The sequence below is a fragment of the Cryobacterium sp. 10I5 genome (genome assembly GCF_035019865.1).
In the GTDB taxonomy this organism is placed as follows: Bacteria; Actinomycetota; Actinomycetes; order Actinomycetales; family Microbacteriaceae; genus Cryobacterium; species Cryobacterium breve_A.
This window is the reverse complement of the sequence record NZ_JASJVI010000010.1, coordinates 10,568-23,488: the sequence shown is the minus strand read 5'-3', so window position 1 is coordinate 23,488 and position 12,921 is coordinate 10,568. Positions and strand designations below refer to the sequence as shown.

The window sequence follows — 12,921 nt, the reverse complement described above, 5'->3', positions numbered from 1 at the left end:
CTCTGATCCCGCGCGACCTCTGATCCCGTACGACCTCGTGAACCACGTTCCGCACGATCCGCTGCACATTCCGGACCACCCACGAAACATTCCGGACCACCCACGAAGGAGATGGACACATGAAGAAATTCGTCAACGACCCGAAGATGTACGTGCCAGACATGCTCAAGGGCATCGCCCTCGCCAACCCGGACACCCTGCGCTACGAGCCGAAGTACAACCTGATCATGCGCGCCGGCGGTCCGAACCCGAACAAGGTGTCGATCATCCAGGGTTCCGGTTCCGGCCACGAACCCGCCCACGTGATGACCGTCGGCCGGGGGATGCTCGACGCGGCCTGCCCGGGCGACGTGTTCGCCGCACCGCCGATGGACTACGTCTACGAGACCACCAAGCTGATGGCCTCTCCCAAGGGTGTGCTGTTGCTTGTTAACAACTACACCGGCGACCGGATGGCCTTCGAAATGGCCCAGGAGATGGCCGCCTCCGACGGCATCAACGTGAAGACCCTGTTCATCGACGACGACGTCGCCGTTCAGGACTCCACCTGGACGGTCGGGCGCCGCGGTGTCGCGGGCAACTTCTTCGTGATGAAGGCCGTGGGCGCGGCCTCCGAGGCCGGCGCTTCCCTCGATGAGCTCGTCCGGATCGGCGAGAAGGTCGACAGCGTCACCCGCACGATGGGCATCGCCCTCACCTCCTGCACCCCGCCCGCGAAGGGGTCCCCGCTCTTCGAACTGGGCGAGGACGAGATCGAGGTGGGCGTCGGCATCCACGGCGAACCCGGCCGCCGGCGCGCCAAGCTCACCACCGCAGACGAGATGACCGACGAGATGCTCGACGCCGTCGTGAACGACCTGCCCTTCGTCGAGGGCGACCGCGTCGCGCTCATGATCAACGGCCTCGGCGGCACCCCGATCAGCGAGCTCTACATCCTCTACGGGCACGCGCATGACGAACTGACCCGCCGCGGCATCACGGTCGGGCGCAGCTACGTGGGGGAGTACTGCACCTCGCTCGACATGGCCGGGGCCTCGCTCACCCTCGTGAGGCTCGACGACGAGATCGAGGCACTTCTCGCGGCGCCCGCCGAGATCGCCGCCCACGTGTTCTAGAGGACGTCGCGCCTCTAGAATCTCCCCATGACCAGCTGGAACGAAAGCAGGAATGCGTACAGGGATGCGGCGGCCTGGTTCCTGGGAACCACCGCGGCGATCACGGACCAGTGGGAGAGGGTCGCGCTCGGGGAATGGACCGTGCGCGACCTCGTCGGCCACACCAGCCGCTCCCTCCTCACCGTGGAGAGCTACCTCGCGGCCGGCCGCGAGGTGTCCGGCGACCCCGGCAACCCGCCTCCGGTCGAGATCGCGAGTGCCGTCGACTACTACGCCGTGATCGGCGTCGGGGCCGGCGATCCCGCTGCGGTCGCGGAGCGCGGCAGGGCGGCCGGGCGCGCCCTCGGGGCCGAGCCCGCGGCATCCGTCGCGGGCATCGTCGGCCGCGTGCTCGCCGAGGTCGACGACGCGAGCGGCGATGAGTACGTGCTGACGCCCTTCGGCGGGATGCCGCTGGCCGACTACCTGCCCACCCGCGTGTTCGAACTCGCCGTGCACGGCCTCGACCTGGCCGTGAGCCTCGGAATCCCGCCGACGGTGCCGGAGTCAGCGGTGTCGATCGCGGTACACCTGGTCGGCGACCTCGCCGTGCGCGGCGGCCGGGGCCCGGACCTGCTCCTCGCGGCAACCGGCCGGGGACCGTTGCCGCCCGGGTTCAGTGTGCTGTGACGACCGCGGAGCGTGGAGCGCGCCGTGCATTTCTGCTAAGCTCTCTAGGTTGCCGTCCAACGGCCGCGGAACAAGAGAGCCCAGGCATTCGGCCCACGGGCACCGCGCAGTGAGAGAAAGGGGATCCCATCTATGGCACTCGAAGCTAATGCTAAGAAGGCGATCATCGAAAAGTACGCTACCCACCCAGGCGACACCGGGTCCCCCGAAGTCCAGATTGCCATGCTCACGCAGCGCATTCTCGACCTCACGGAGCACCTGAAAGAGCACAAGCACGACCACCACTCCCGTCGTGGCCTGCTTCTCATGGTTGGTCAGCGTCGCCGTCTGCTCGGCTACCTGTCGGACATCGACATCGCCCGCTACCGCTCGCTCATCGAGCGTCTCGGACTGCGTCGCTAGTCAGGCACGAAACCGGAAGCCGCGTCGATATCGCGAACTTCTGAGGATGAACTTCAACGAAACGGGCCGTCACCTTCGGGTGGCGGCCCGTTTTGTCTGCCTGCGCGCGGTCCTGTGAGCCTCCGCAGGATGTGCCTCCCTAACACCCTGTTCTCTCAGGGTGACCGCATAGGAAACCCATAGCGTCCGCTGTCACCGTAGTTAGTGTCAACGAATGAAGGGTGGCACTGCGATGAACGCTCACGAACGCGGTAAGAAGCTCAGCAAGATCGTCACCGGCACGATCGGACTCCTCGCGATCGTCGCCGCCTCTGCCCTCGGCCTGCACGACTGGGCCGACTCGCTCGCCACGCAGGACGCGTCCGCGACGACAACCAGCACGACCACGACGGGGAATTCCGGCACGACGTCCGGAAGCACCACGACCCAGGCGACGGAGGCTCCCGCTGCTCCCGCTGCCCCCGCTGCCCCCGCTGCCCCAAGCGTGTCCTCGGGCAACGGCACCAAGGTGCACGCCAAGACGAGCGGGTCCTGATGACCGCCGTCGCGACCGTCGCGACCGAAGACTGGACGCTCTGGAGCACGAGCGCCCGCCTCGTCGTGACCGACCCCGCGGTCCTCCCCGAGGCCCGCCGGATCGCCGACGCCGTGCTCGACGACATCGAACTCGCCTGCAGCCGGTTCCGCCCCGATGCAGAGGTCAGGGCCAAGGCCGCGCTCTTCCCGGCCGGCGCGCTCGTCAGCGACACCCTCGCCGACCTGATGCGCCTCGCCCTCGCCTCCGCGGCGGAGACCGACGGCGATGTCGACCCAACCCTCGGCAACGCCCTCGACGCAATCGGCTACGACCACGACATCCGCCTGATCCTCGACGACGGCGTTCCGGTGCGGGCGATCGCCTCACCCCGACCCGGCTGGGCGAGCGTGCGACTCGACGGCAACCGGCTGACCGTGCCCGCCCACCTCGGCATCGACCTCGGCGCGACCGCGAAGGCCGCCGCCGCCGACCGGGTGGCCGCCCGCATCGCCACCGAACTCGGCTGCGGCGTGCTCGTGAGCCTCGGCGGAGACATCGCGAGTGCTGGTCCCGCGCCCGCGGGTGGCTGGCAGGTGCTCGTGCAGGATGCCCCGCTCGACCCGAGCGCCCACGTGACCCTCGCCGAGGGCCTCGCGCTCGCGACCTCGAGCACGCAGAAGCGCCGCTGGACCAAGGCCGGCCGCCCCCAGCACCACATCCTCGACCCTGCCTCCGGGCTGCCGGCCGAACCCGTCTGGCGCAGCGTCACGGTCGCGGCCGAGACCTGTCACCGGGCCAACACGCTCAGCACCGCCGCGATCGTCCGCGGCCACAAGGCCGTCGCCTGGCTGCGCGAGCTCGGCGTTCCCGCCCGCCTCGTCGACGCCGACGGCATCGTCGTCGCCCTCGGCGGCTGGCCGGACGACGACCGATCAGACGCCCCGGAGGCCTCGGAAACCCCGGAGGCCTCGGAAACCCCGGAGGCTGCCGACGCCGGCGCCGAAAGGTCGTTCCTGTGAACGAGGCGCTCTGGGCGCTCGGTCGCGGAACCGGGGTCGTCTCCCTCGCTCTCTTCACCGTGTCCGTCCTGCTCGGCATCCTGAACCGGTCCGGCAGGCCGCTCTTCACGTTGCCCCGCTTCTCGGTCGCCCTCGTGCACCGCAACGTGGCACTCCTCGCGACCGCGTTCCTCGCCATCCACCTGGTCACGCTGTTCGGAGATTCCTACGCCCAGCTCCGGCTCGTCGACTTCGTCGTGCCGTTCCTCGGCGCGGCCAAGCCCTTCTGGCTCGGTCTCGGCACCCTCGCCGTCGACCTGATGCTCGCGATCGCGATCACCGCACTCCTCCGCGGCGTCGTCGGTGTGCGGGTCTTCAAGGCCGTGCACTGGCTGACCTACCTGATGTGGCCCGTTGCGCTGCTGCACTCCATCGGCAACGGCACGGATGTCGGCCAGACCTGGTTCATCGCCTTCGCCGCGACCTGTTCGATCGCCGTCGTCGCCGCACTCGTCTGGCGCCTGAGCCGCGGTTTCGTCGAGTACGAGAACGTCAGAGTCGAGAGGACCTCGTGACCCGGGTAGCGGACACCCGGCTGTTCCCCGCCGTCCAGGCCCCGGTCGGCACTGCCCGGCTCACCGCCGCCCCTGCCGCGGACTACGCCACCCACCAGTCGACCTTCGGCCCGCTGCCCGCCCACGCGGATTCGGCGGCACTCCTCGCGGCTCTGCGCGAGTCCGGTCTCGAGGGCCGCGGCGGCGCCGGCTTCCCGGCGTGGCGCAAGCTCGCCGCTGTCCCTGCCCGCGAACGAGCCCGCCGCCGCCGCGTCGTCGTGATCGGCAATGCCGCGGAGGGCGAACCCCTCAGCCAGAAGGACGCGACCCTGCTACTCCGGTCGCCGCACCTCGTCATCGACGGGCTCCTCACCGTCGCCGGCGCCCTCGGCGCCCACTCCATCTACCTCTACGCCCAGGCCTCCGTGTTCGAGTCCGCCACCCGCGCCCTCGCCGAGCGGGCGGATGCCTCCGCGATCGAACTGCGGGAAGCGGCCGACACCTTCATCTCGGGTGAGGCATCCGCCGTCGTCAACGCCCTCGCCGGCAGGGCGCCGATCCCACAGGATCGCACCATCCGGCTCACCGCGTCCGGCCTCGGCGGCCGGCCCACCCTGCTGCACAACGTCGAGACCCTCGCCCACATCGCACTGATCGCCCGATTCGGGGCCGCCTGGTTCCGCTCGGTGGGCACGACGGGGGACCCGGGAACGCGACTCGTCACGGTCGGCAGCGACGGGCATCCGTCGACGGTGCTCGAGGTTGCCGGCGGATCCCGCATCGGCGACGTGCTGCGGTTCACCGGCGTCGACACCGGGAGCCTTTCCGCCGTGCTCGTCGGCGGCTACCACGGTGCCTGGCTGCCGGCGTACGCCCTCGAAGCGCGCCTCGACCGCGCGGACCTCGCCGGATTCGGAGCGAACCCGGGCGCGGGCATCCTGATGGGGCTGGGCGAACGGCGCTGCCCGATCACGGTCGCCGCCGCGGTCGCCACCTATCTCGCCGGCGAGACCGCCGGCCAGTGCGGCCCCTGCGTCAACGGGCTCCCGGCGATGGCCGAAGTGCTCGGGCGCCTCGCCCGCGGGGACCGCGACCCGAGCCTCCCGGGCGAGGTGCGCCGCCTCGCCGCCATCGTCACCGGTCGGGGCTCCTGCAACCACCCGGACGGAACCGCCCGGTTCGTGCTCAGCACGCTGACCGTCTTCGCCGACGACGTCAGTGCGCACCTGAACGGGCATTGCCGAAAGGACCACTGATGAACCTGCGCGCCCCAGAACCCCGCGGCGCGGCCACCCCCGCCACCCTCCTGCACATCGACTGGACCAGGTGCGACGGCCGTGGCCTCTGCACCGAGATCCTGCCTGAGCTGCTCGCCCGCGACGAGTGGGGCTACCCGCTCGCCTACGGTTACGGCTCCGCGGGAGCAGGCTCGAACGTGCTCGTCCCGGACACCCTGCTCGCCGCGGCGACCGACGCCGTGTCCCTCTGTCCCCGCCAGGCGCTCACCCTCGTCGACCGGTAGCTCCTCGCCCGGAGTCCGTTCCGACGAACGCGGCACGCAGTATGTAATTTATCCTTGACACGAAGTATGACTTTCTTTACATTGAGTCATGTCAGCTTTACTTCACACCGCTTCACTCTCGTCAAGGAGTCCGATGTCAGCCCTGGAAAAACGCGCCTGGATCAGGCTCGGCACCGCGATCGCCGCGTACACGACCTACCTCGTCCTCCTCCTGATCCGGGATGACGGCATGCCGCTCGCCGAGGCGCCGTACGTGGCTGCGCTGCTCTGGACCATCGGCGGCGCCATCGTCGCATCGATCGTGCTCGACATCCTGGTCTCGATCCTGTCGCCACGGGATGCCGGGCAGGCCGACCAGCGCGACCGCGAGATCGCCCGGTTCGGCGACACGGTCGGCCAGTCGTTCGTCGTGATCGGCGGGGTCGCCGCCCTCCTGATGGCCCTGCTGCAACTGCCGTACTTCTGGATCGCCAACGCGGTGTACCTCGCGTTCGTGCTCTCGGCGGTCCTCGGAGGCATCGCGCGGCTCGTCGCCTACCGGAGGGGCCTGCCCCAATGGTGAGGCCGGCGAAGTCAACGACCTCCGCGAAGCCGACCCGGGTCACCAACGACATGCGGCGGCTCCGCTTCGCCCACGGCGAGATGACCCAGGCCGACCTCGCCGACCGCACCGGCGTTACCCGCCAGACCATCATCGCCATCGAGCAGGGCCGCTATTCGCCCTCGCTCGAGCTGGCGTTCCTGATCGCCCACGCCTTCGGCGTACCGCTCGACGACGTGTTCCAGTACCCCACCCATCCGACCCCATCCGTGACCCCGTCAGGAGAAGAATCATGAAAGCCCTCGTCCAGAATCGGTACGGTTCCGCAGACGTCATGCACCTCGAGGACATCGAAGAGCCGAAGGTCGGAGCCGACGAGGTGCTCGTACGGGTCCAGGCTGCCGGGATCGACGCCGGCGTCTGGCACCTGATGGCCGGGCGCCCGTACCTGCTCCGGCTGTTCGGTTTCGGGCTCCGGGCCCCGCGGCTCCGGGTGCGCGGGCGGGATGTCGCGGGCACGGTCGCTGCCGTCGGTTCTCACGTCACCAGGTTCCGGGTCGGCGACGAGGTGTTCGGCACGTCGCTCACCGGATCCTTCGCCGAGTACACCCGGGTCCCGACCGACCGGCTCGCCCCGAAGCCGGCGAATCTCGGGTTCGCCCAGGCCGCGGCCGTGCCCGTCTCGGCGTGCGCAGCCCTGCACGCGCTCCGCGACGCCGGGAAACTCGAGGCGGGCCAGCGGGTCCTCGTGATCGGCGCAGGCGGCGGAGTGGGGACCTTCGCCGTCCAGCTCGCCACGGCGCTCGGCGCAACCGTCACCGGGGTCTGCAGCACCGGCAAGGTCGACCTCGTCCGGTCGCTCGGCGCCGCCCAGGTGATCGACTACACCCGCGACGACTTCGCGGACGGCCGGAACACCTGGGACCTGATCCTCGACATCGCCGGAAACCCCACCCTGGCCCGGCTCCGCCGGGCCCTCACCCCGACCGGCACCCTCGTCATCGTCGGAGGGGAGGGCGGTGGAGCCGTCTTCGGCGGGATCGACCGCCAGTTGCGCGCCCTCCTGCTCTCCGCCTTCGTGAAGCAGACCCTGCGCGGGGTCGTCTCCGCAGAGGGTGCCGACGACCTCGAGACCCTCGGGACACTGCTCGAGGCCGGCAGCATCCGGCCCGTGATCGACCGCACGTTCTCCCTCGCGGAGGCGGCGGACGGCATCCGCTGCCAGCACGCCGGACAGGCGCGCGGGAAGGTCGTCGTCACCGTTCCGTGAGACCCGGACAGGGGGAGCCGTAGGCTGGGCAGGCACCCAACGAAACGGATATCTCCCAGCTATGAGCATTTGGCGCACCAAAAGCATTGAGGCCTCGATGGCCGACTCCCTCGAAAAGGGCCACAACCTCAAGCGCACCCTCGGCACCTGGGACCTCATGGTCATGGGTGTCGCCGTGGCCGTCGGCGCCGGGATCTTCTCGGTCGGGGCGAAGGCGGCCGGCAGCTATGCGGGCCCGTCGGTGACGCTCGCGTTCCTGCTCGCCGCCCTCACCTGCGCCCTCGCGATCATGTGTTACGCGGAGTTCGCATCGGCCGTTCCGGTCGCCGGCTCGGCATACACCTTCACCTACGCGACCCTCGGCGAGCTCCTCGCCTGGATCATCGGCTGGGACCTGATCCTCGAGATGCTCACCGCGGCCGCCGTGATCGCGAAGTACTGGGGCATCTACCTCTCGAGCGTCTTCGACCTGTTGCACTGGAACGTCCCGGCGACCATCAACATCCTCGGCCTCGACGTGAGCTGGGGCGCCTTCGTCATCGTCGCGATCTTCACGACCCTGCTCGTGCTCGGCACGAAGCTCTCCGCCCGGGTCGCGAGCGTCTTCACGATCCTCAAGGTCGCGATCGTGCTCTTCGTCATCGTCGCAGGCGCGTTCTTCATCAACCCGGCGAACTACTCGCCGTTCATCCCCGCCGCTGTCCCGACGACCGGCGGAGACGGCGACGTCTGGATGCAGTCCCTCTTCTCCTTCATGACGGGTGCGCACCCGGCCCATTACGGCCTCTTCGGCCTGCTCGCGGGCGCCTCCCTCGTGTTCTTCGCGTTCATCGGCTTCGATGTCGTCGCCACGAGCGCCGAGGAAGTCAAGAACCCGCAGAAGACCCTGCCGCGCGGGATCTTCGCCGGGCTCGCGATCGTCACCGTGCTCTACCTCGGCGTCAGCCTCGTGCTGACCGGGATGGTGCCGTACACGGTGCTCGCCCAGGACCCGAACGCCTCCCTCGCCACCGCGTTCGTCGCCGTCGGCGCCGGCTGGGCCGCCGAGGTCATCTCGGTCGGCATCCTGATCGGCCTCACGACCGTGATCATGGTGCTGCTCCTCGGACTGTCCCGGGTGCTCTTCGCGATGAGCCGCGACGGCCTGCTGCCCCGCGGCCTCAGCGTCACGTCGGCGAAGCGCGGCACGCCGGCGCGCGTGCAGATCATCGCGGGTACGGCGGTCGCGCTGATCGCCGGTCTCACCAACGTGGGCGTCCTCGAGGAAATGATCAATATCGGCACGCTCTCGGCGTTCGTGCTCGTGAGCATCGCCGTCATCGTGCTGCGGAAGAAGCGGCCAGACCTCAAGCGCGCCTTCAAGGTGCCGCTCTCCCCGTTCCTGCCGATCCTCTCCGCCGTGCTGTGCTTCTGGCTGATGCTCAACCTCACGACCCTGACCTGGGTGCGGTTCGCCGTCTGGCTGCTGATCGGCCTCGCCGTGTACTTCGCCTACGGGCGCCGCCACTCCGTGGTCGGCATCGAAGCCAAGCGCGTCTTCGACGAGACCGTGCGCACCGAGGCCGCCCGCGAGGAGAACTCCCTCCGCGACTGACCCCTCCCGCGACGAACCCTTTCCGCCGCCACTCCCTCCCGCGAGAGTACGAATTCGGCCCTCTCCGTGCGGCTGAAGGGGCCATATTCGTACTCTCGCGGGCCGGCGCGGGCCGGCGCGGGCTGGCGCGGGTGCAAGACTCCTAGGGGAGGCGGTAGAGGGTCGCCTCCCAGGGACGGAGGGACGCACCGGGGGACTGGCGCGGGTAGTTGCCGAGGACGCGCTCGGCGTTCGCGAGCAGGCCGGCGACCGCAGCGGGCAGCGGCGCGGCGAGCGGGGCATCCGCCGCGTTGGCCACAACGAGCAGGGTCTCGCCGCCCAGCGAACGGGTGAAGGCGTAGAGCTGTTCGTGGTCTGGCTCGAGGAGGCTGAAGTCGCCGAGGGCGACGACCGGGCTCTCGTGCCTGAGCCGGATGAGCGCCTGGTAGAACCGGAACACGCTCCGCTCGCCCGAACGGTCGGCGGCGACGTTGATCCCGGTGTGGTTCGGGTTGACCGCGAGCCAGGGCGTCCCCGTCGTGAAACCCGCATTCGGCGTCGCATCCCACTGCATGGGGGTGCGGGCGTTGTCGCGGCCCATCGCGTGCACTCCGGCCAGAACGGATGCCGGGGCCAGGTCGAACTCCTCGACCGCCTCCCGATAGTGGTTGAGCGACTCGATGTCGCGGTAGTCGGCGATCGAGTCGAACCGCACGTTCGTCATCCCGATCTCCTCACCCTGGTAGATGTACGGGGTGCCGCGTTGCAGGTGCAGCACGAGCGCCCAGAGGGTGGCCGACTCGTAGCGGTAGGTGGTGTCGTTGCCGAACCGGGAGACGAGCCTCGGCTGGTCGTGGTTGTTGAGGTAGAGGCTGTTCCACCCGGTCTCCGCGAGGTCGGTCTGCCAGTGCGCGAGGTTCTGCTTGAGCGCGGGCAGGTTACGAGGGCGGACGTCGAATTTGGTGTCCCCGTGGTCGAGCCCGACGTGCTCGAACTGGAAGATCATGTCGACCTCGCCGCGGGCCGGGTCCGTGAACAGCACGGCATCGGCCGTGGAGACCCCCGGCATTTCACCGACGGTCAGGTGGTCACCGGGGCGGCCGGCGAACACGGCGGCGTGCATCTCCTGCAGGTACGCGTGAATCTGGGGGCCCATCGGTGAGCCGCCGTCCGTTGCCGGCATCGGTCCGTCGATCAGTTCCGTGCGCTTGGCGATGAAGTTGATCACGTCCATCCGAAAGCCGTCGACGCCACGGTCGAGCCATCGGTTCATCATCGCGTACACCGCGGCGCGGACATCGGGGTTTTCCCAGTTGAGGTCGGGCTGCTGCTTCGCGAACAGGTGCAGGTAGTACTCGCCCGTCGTGTCGTCGAGGGTCCATGCCGGTCCGCTGAACGCGCTCCGCCAGCCGTTCGGCACTCCGCCGTCCGCGTGCGGCGCTCGCCACCAGTACCAGTCCCGCTTCGGGTTCGTCAGGTTGCTCTTGGACTCGACGAACCACGGGTGTTCGTCGCTCGTGTGGTTGACCACGAGGTCCATCACGATCTTGATCCCGCGGTCGTGCGCCTCGGCGAGGAGCAGGTCGAATTCCGCGAGGTCGCCGAACACGGGGTCGATGTCCTCGTAGTCCTTGATGTCGTAGCCGTTGTCGTGTTGCGGAGAGGGGTACACCGGGGACAGCCAGAGGGCATCGATCCCGAGCTCGGCCAGGTAGTCGAGGCGGCCGCGGATGCCGGCGAGGTCGCCGATCCCGTCACCGTCGGCATCCGCGAAGCTGCGCGGATAGACCTGGTACACAACGCCGGACGTCCACCAGGGGGCCGCGGTCCCGGCGTCGGCCGGGGAGGCGCCCGACGATGTGCCGGGGGACTCGATCAGGGGTGTGGCTGTTTCGGTGATTTCGGTCATTTGATGGATCCTCTCATCACGCCGGAGATGACCCAGCGCTGGGCGAAAATGTACACGATCAGCAGGGGCGCCATGGCCATCAGGTAGGAGGCGAATGCTGCCGAGTAGTTGGTGTTGAACTGTCCCTGGAACACGAACTGGGACAACTGGAGTGTGCGCGCGGCCGGATCGGACAGGACGACAAGGGGAAGGATGAAGTCGTTCCAGGCCCACACGCAGGTGAGGATGCCGACCGTCGCGTTCATCGGAGTCAGCAGCGGGAAGATGATCTGCCAGAAGACGCGCCAGGTGCTCGCACCGTCCGTGTACGCGGCCTCTTCGAGTTCGATTGGGATCGACTTGATGAAGGCGACATAGATGAAGACATTCAGGGAGAGACCGAAGACCGCGTACAGCAGGATGAGGCCCACCTGGTTGTCGAGGCCGAAGAGGGCCGTCTCCTTCACGACGGGGAGCATGATGATCGGGAACGGAATGAAGATCGCGGAGAGCAGGTAGAAGTATGCGCCCTTGAAGAACGGCTTGTGCATGTTCCGCGCGATCGCATAGGCCACGAGGGAGTTCGTCATCAGGGTGAGGACGACGGCGCCGACCGTGATGAAGGCGGTGTTCATGAGCGCCTGCGGGAACTTGGTCAGCGTCCAGGCATCGACGAAGTTCTGCCAGTGGAAGCTGGTCGGCAGTTCGAATCCGGTGCCGGTGAGCTGGTCGGGTGTCTTCAGGGCGGTGATGATCGCGAAGTACAGCGGAACCAGCACGGTGATGGAACAGACGGCGATGAGGGCCGTCGCCCACCAGTTGATTCTCGGGCGGTCGCCCGCCCGGCGCCGGGGAGCGCTGTTTCGGCGGTGCGCGGAGCGTGCACCCGTGGGAGCGGGGCCGACAGCCGGAGTGTCGAGTGTTGAGGTAGTCATGAGAAGTCGGCCTCCTTGCGCTGAAGAACTCGGAACTGCAGGAATGAGACGACCAGGATCACGATCACGAAGATGACCGCGTTCGCGGACTGGTACGCGAACTCGCCGCCCTGGAAACCGCCCCGGAAGATCAGAAGGGTGATCGACTCCGTCGAGGTGCCCGGGCCGCCCTTGGTGAGGGCGACGATCGGGTCGAAGACCTGCAGGAATCCCTTGAGACTGAGCACCATGTTGATCGTGAAGAAGGCGCTGATCAGCGGGAAGGTGATCGAACGGAACTGACGTCGCGGTGTCGCGCCGTCGAGGGCGGATGCTTCGTAGAGCTCCTGGGGAATGGTCTGGAGCCCGGCGAGGTAGAGGATGATCGCGAAGGCGCACGACTGCCAGACCGCGAGGGCCACGACGGCCGTCCAGGCCCAGTCCGGGCTGGTCAGGATGTTGTCGCGGAACACCGGGATGTTCGAGGCGATGGTGGGAAGTGCGTTCGCGAAGAAGTACTGGAACACGTAGCCGACGACGAGGATCGAGAGCACGTAGGGGATGAAGAAGATCCCCCGGAATGTGGACTGGAGTGCGATCTTCGCGTTCAGCCCGACCGCAATCGCGAGTGAGATCACATTGGTGAGGATCGTGGCGACAATGGCGAAGCCGAAGCTGAAGCCGTAGGCCTTCAGCACCCGGTCATCCTGGAACAGGGCCAGGAAGTTGGTGAACCCCACGAAGTCCCAGGCTCCGAATCCCGCATAGTTGGTGAAGCTGAAGAAGACGCCGATCAGCACGGGGACCGTGTGCAGCAGGGCGAAGATGGCCAGTGCCGGGACCACCATCCAGTAGAAGGCGCGTGGCGTGGCCCCTATGCCGCGCCGTCGCGGCCGGGCGGGTGAGATCGGAGTGGTTCGCTCCGGCGTGGGCCGGGTCAGGACGTGAGTGGGCATCG

15 protein-coding genes are annotated in these 12,921 nt (G+C 68.4%); 12 read left to right on the top strand and 3 right to left on the bottom strand.

From position 1 onward, the window contains the following. The first annotated feature begins 119 nt into the window (after positions 1 to 119). The 12 genes from dhaK to QN350_RS05190 all read left to right on the top strand — a co-directional run bounded on the left by dhaK (position 120) and on the right by QN350_RS05190 (position 9,182). Positions 120 to 1,115 (top strand): dihydroxyacetone kinase subunit DhaK, encoded by a 996-nt coding sequence (gene dhaK / locus QN350_RS05245; RefSeq protein WP_281534370.1) that lies wholly within the window; start codon positions 120 to 122, stop codon positions 1,113 to 1,115. A gap of 27 nt (positions 1,116 to 1,142) precedes the next feature. Beyond that, positions 1,143 to 1,784, top strand: a complete 642-nt coding sequence (locus tag QN350_RS05240; protein ID WP_322139376.1) for a maleylpyruvate isomerase N-terminal domain-containing protein — start codon at positions 1,143 to 1,145, stop codon at positions 1,782 to 1,784. A 132-nt stretch (positions 1,785 to 1,916) separates the two neighbouring features. Then, entirely contained in the window at positions 1,917 to 2,186 is a 270-nt protein-coding gene (gene rpsO, locus QN350_RS05235) for a 30S ribosomal protein S15 (RefSeq protein WP_134449591.1), read from the top strand. A gap of 214 nt (positions 2,187 to 2,400) precedes the next feature. Continuing rightward, complete coding sequence (locus QN350_RS05230) at positions 2,401 to 2,721, top strand: hypothetical protein (protein ID WP_322139377.1); 321 nt, start codon at positions 2,401 to 2,403, stop codon at positions 2,719 to 2,721. Beyond that, complete coding sequence (locus QN350_RS05225) at positions 2,721 to 3,722, top strand: FAD:protein FMN transferase (RefSeq protein WP_323515930.1); 1,002 nt, start codon at positions 2,721 to 2,723, stop codon at positions 3,720 to 3,722. Before QN350_RS05230 ends, QN350_RS05225 begins: the two co-directional genes overlap by 1 nt. Then, a complete protein-coding gene (locus QN350_RS05220) occupies positions 3,719 to 4,276 on the top strand; it encodes a ferric reductase-like transmembrane domain-containing protein (RefSeq protein WP_322139379.1) in 558 nt (185 codons plus the stop codon). Before QN350_RS05225 ends, QN350_RS05220 begins: the two co-directional genes overlap by 4 nt. Continuing rightward, entirely contained in the window at positions 4,273 to 5,511 is a 1,239-nt protein-coding gene (locus QN350_RS05215; RefSeq protein WP_322139380.1) for an NADH-ubiquinone oxidoreductase-F iron-sulfur binding region domain-containing protein, read from the top strand. Before QN350_RS05220 ends, QN350_RS05215 begins: the two co-directional genes overlap by 4 nt. Further along, on the top strand, positions 5,511 to 5,777 hold the full coding sequence (locus QN350_RS05210) for a ferredoxin (protein ID WP_322139381.1): 267 nt from the start codon (positions 5,511 to 5,513) through the stop codon (positions 5,775 to 5,777). The genes QN350_RS05215 and QN350_RS05210 overlap by 1 nt, the downstream gene beginning before the upstream one ends. A 133-nt stretch (positions 5,778 to 5,910) precedes the next feature. Further along, a complete protein-coding gene (locus QN350_RS05205) occupies positions 5,911 to 6,339 on the top strand; it encodes a hypothetical protein (protein ID WP_322139382.1) in 429 nt (142 codons plus the stop codon). Beyond that, positions 6,333 to 6,614 carry a helix-turn-helix transcriptional regulator gene (locus QN350_RS05200; protein ID WP_322139383.1) on the top strand — a complete coding sequence of 94 codons (282 nt, stop codon included), beginning with the start codon at positions 6,333 to 6,335 and terminating at the stop codon, positions 6,612 to 6,614. Before QN350_RS05205 ends, QN350_RS05200 begins: the two co-directional genes overlap by 7 nt. Next, entirely contained in the window at positions 6,611 to 7,588 is a 978-nt protein-coding gene (locus QN350_RS05195) for an NAD(P)-dependent alcohol dehydrogenase (RefSeq protein WP_322139384.1), read from the top strand. The genes QN350_RS05200 and QN350_RS05195 overlap by 4 nt, the downstream gene beginning before the upstream one ends. Before the next feature lie 61 nt (positions 7,589 to 7,649). Continuing rightward, positions 7,650 to 9,182: an amino acid permease gene (locus QN350_RS05190; RefSeq protein WP_322139385.1), complete on the top strand. Its 1,533-nt coding sequence runs from the start codon at positions 7,650 to 7,652 to the stop codon at positions 9,180 to 9,182. A gap of 142 nt (positions 9,183 to 9,324) precedes the next feature. On the opposite strand, the gene QN350_RS05185 is transcribed toward QN350_RS05190, so the two are convergent. From QN350_RS05185 to QN350_RS05175, 3 genes are read right to left on the bottom strand one after another with little or no spacing between them, the layout of a single operon-like run. Next, complete coding sequence (locus tag QN350_RS05185; protein WP_322139386.1) at positions 9,325 to 11,070, bottom strand: alpha-glucosidase; 1,746 nt, start codon at positions 11,068 to 11,070, stop codon at positions 9,325 to 9,327. Beyond that, positions 11,067 to 11,984 (bottom strand): carbohydrate ABC transporter permease, encoded by a 918-nt coding sequence (locus QN350_RS05180; RefSeq protein WP_323502676.1) that lies wholly within the window; start codon positions 11,982 to 11,984, stop codon positions 11,067 to 11,069. Before QN350_RS05180 ends, QN350_RS05185 begins: the two co-directional genes overlap by 4 nt. Further along, a complete protein-coding gene (locus tag QN350_RS05175) occupies positions 11,981 to 12,919 on the bottom strand; it encodes a sugar ABC transporter permease (RefSeq protein WP_322139388.1) in 939 nt (312 codons plus the stop codon). Before QN350_RS05175 ends, QN350_RS05180 begins: the two co-directional genes overlap by 4 nt. Positions 12,920 to 12,921: the final 2 nt, after the last annotated feature.

Bases quoted from the DNA above. Each gene is read 5' to 3' on its own strand.
- QN350_RS05175 (WP_322139388.1), bottom strand. From the start codon at position 12,919: ATGCCCACTCACGTCCTGACCCGGCCCACGCCGGAGCGAACCACTCCG.
- QN350_RS05230 (WP_322139377.1), top strand. From the start codon at position 2,401: ATGAAGGGTGGCACTGCGATGAACGCTCACGAACGCGGTAAGAAGCTC.
- QN350_RS05195 (WP_322139384.1), top strand. From the start codon at position 6,611: ATGAAAGCCCTCGTCCAGAATCGGTACGGTTCCGCAGACGTCATGCAC.
- QN350_RS05240 (WP_322139376.1), top strand. From the start codon at position 1,143: ATGACCAGCTGGAACGAAAGCAGGAATGCGTACAGGGATGCGGCGGCC.
- QN350_RS05180 (WP_323502676.1), bottom strand. From the start codon at position 11,984: ATGACTACCTCAACACTCGACACTCCGGCTGTCGGCCCCGCTCCCACG.
- QN350_RS05205 (WP_322139382.1), top strand. From the start codon at position 5,911: ATGTCAGCCCTGGAAAAACGCGCCTGGATCAGGCTCGGCACCGCGATC.
- QN350_RS05210 (WP_322139381.1), top strand. From the start codon at position 5,511: ATGAACCTGCGCGCCCCAGAACCCCGCGGCGCGGCCACCCCCGCCACC.
- QN350_RS05190 (WP_322139385.1), top strand. From the start codon at position 7,650: ATGAGCATTTGGCGCACCAAAAGCATTGAGGCCTCGATGGCCGACTCC.
- QN350_RS05200 (WP_322139383.1), top strand. From the start codon at position 6,333: ATGGTGAGGCCGGCGAAGTCAACGACCTCCGCGAAGCCGACCCGGGTC.
- rpsO (WP_134449591.1), top strand. From the start codon at position 1,917: ATGGCACTCGAAGCTAATGCTAAGAAGGCGATCATCGAAAAGTACGCT.
- QN350_RS05185 (WP_322139386.1), bottom strand. From the start codon at position 11,070: ATGACCGAAATCACCGAAACAGCCACACCCCTGATCGAGTCCCCCGGC.
- QN350_RS05225 (WP_323515930.1), top strand. From the start codon at position 2,721: ATGACCGCCGTCGCGACCGTCGCGACCGAAGACTGGACGCTCTGGAGC.
- dhaK (WP_281534370.1), top strand. From the start codon at position 120: ATGAAGAAATTCGTCAACGACCCGAAGATGTACGTGCCAGACATGCTC.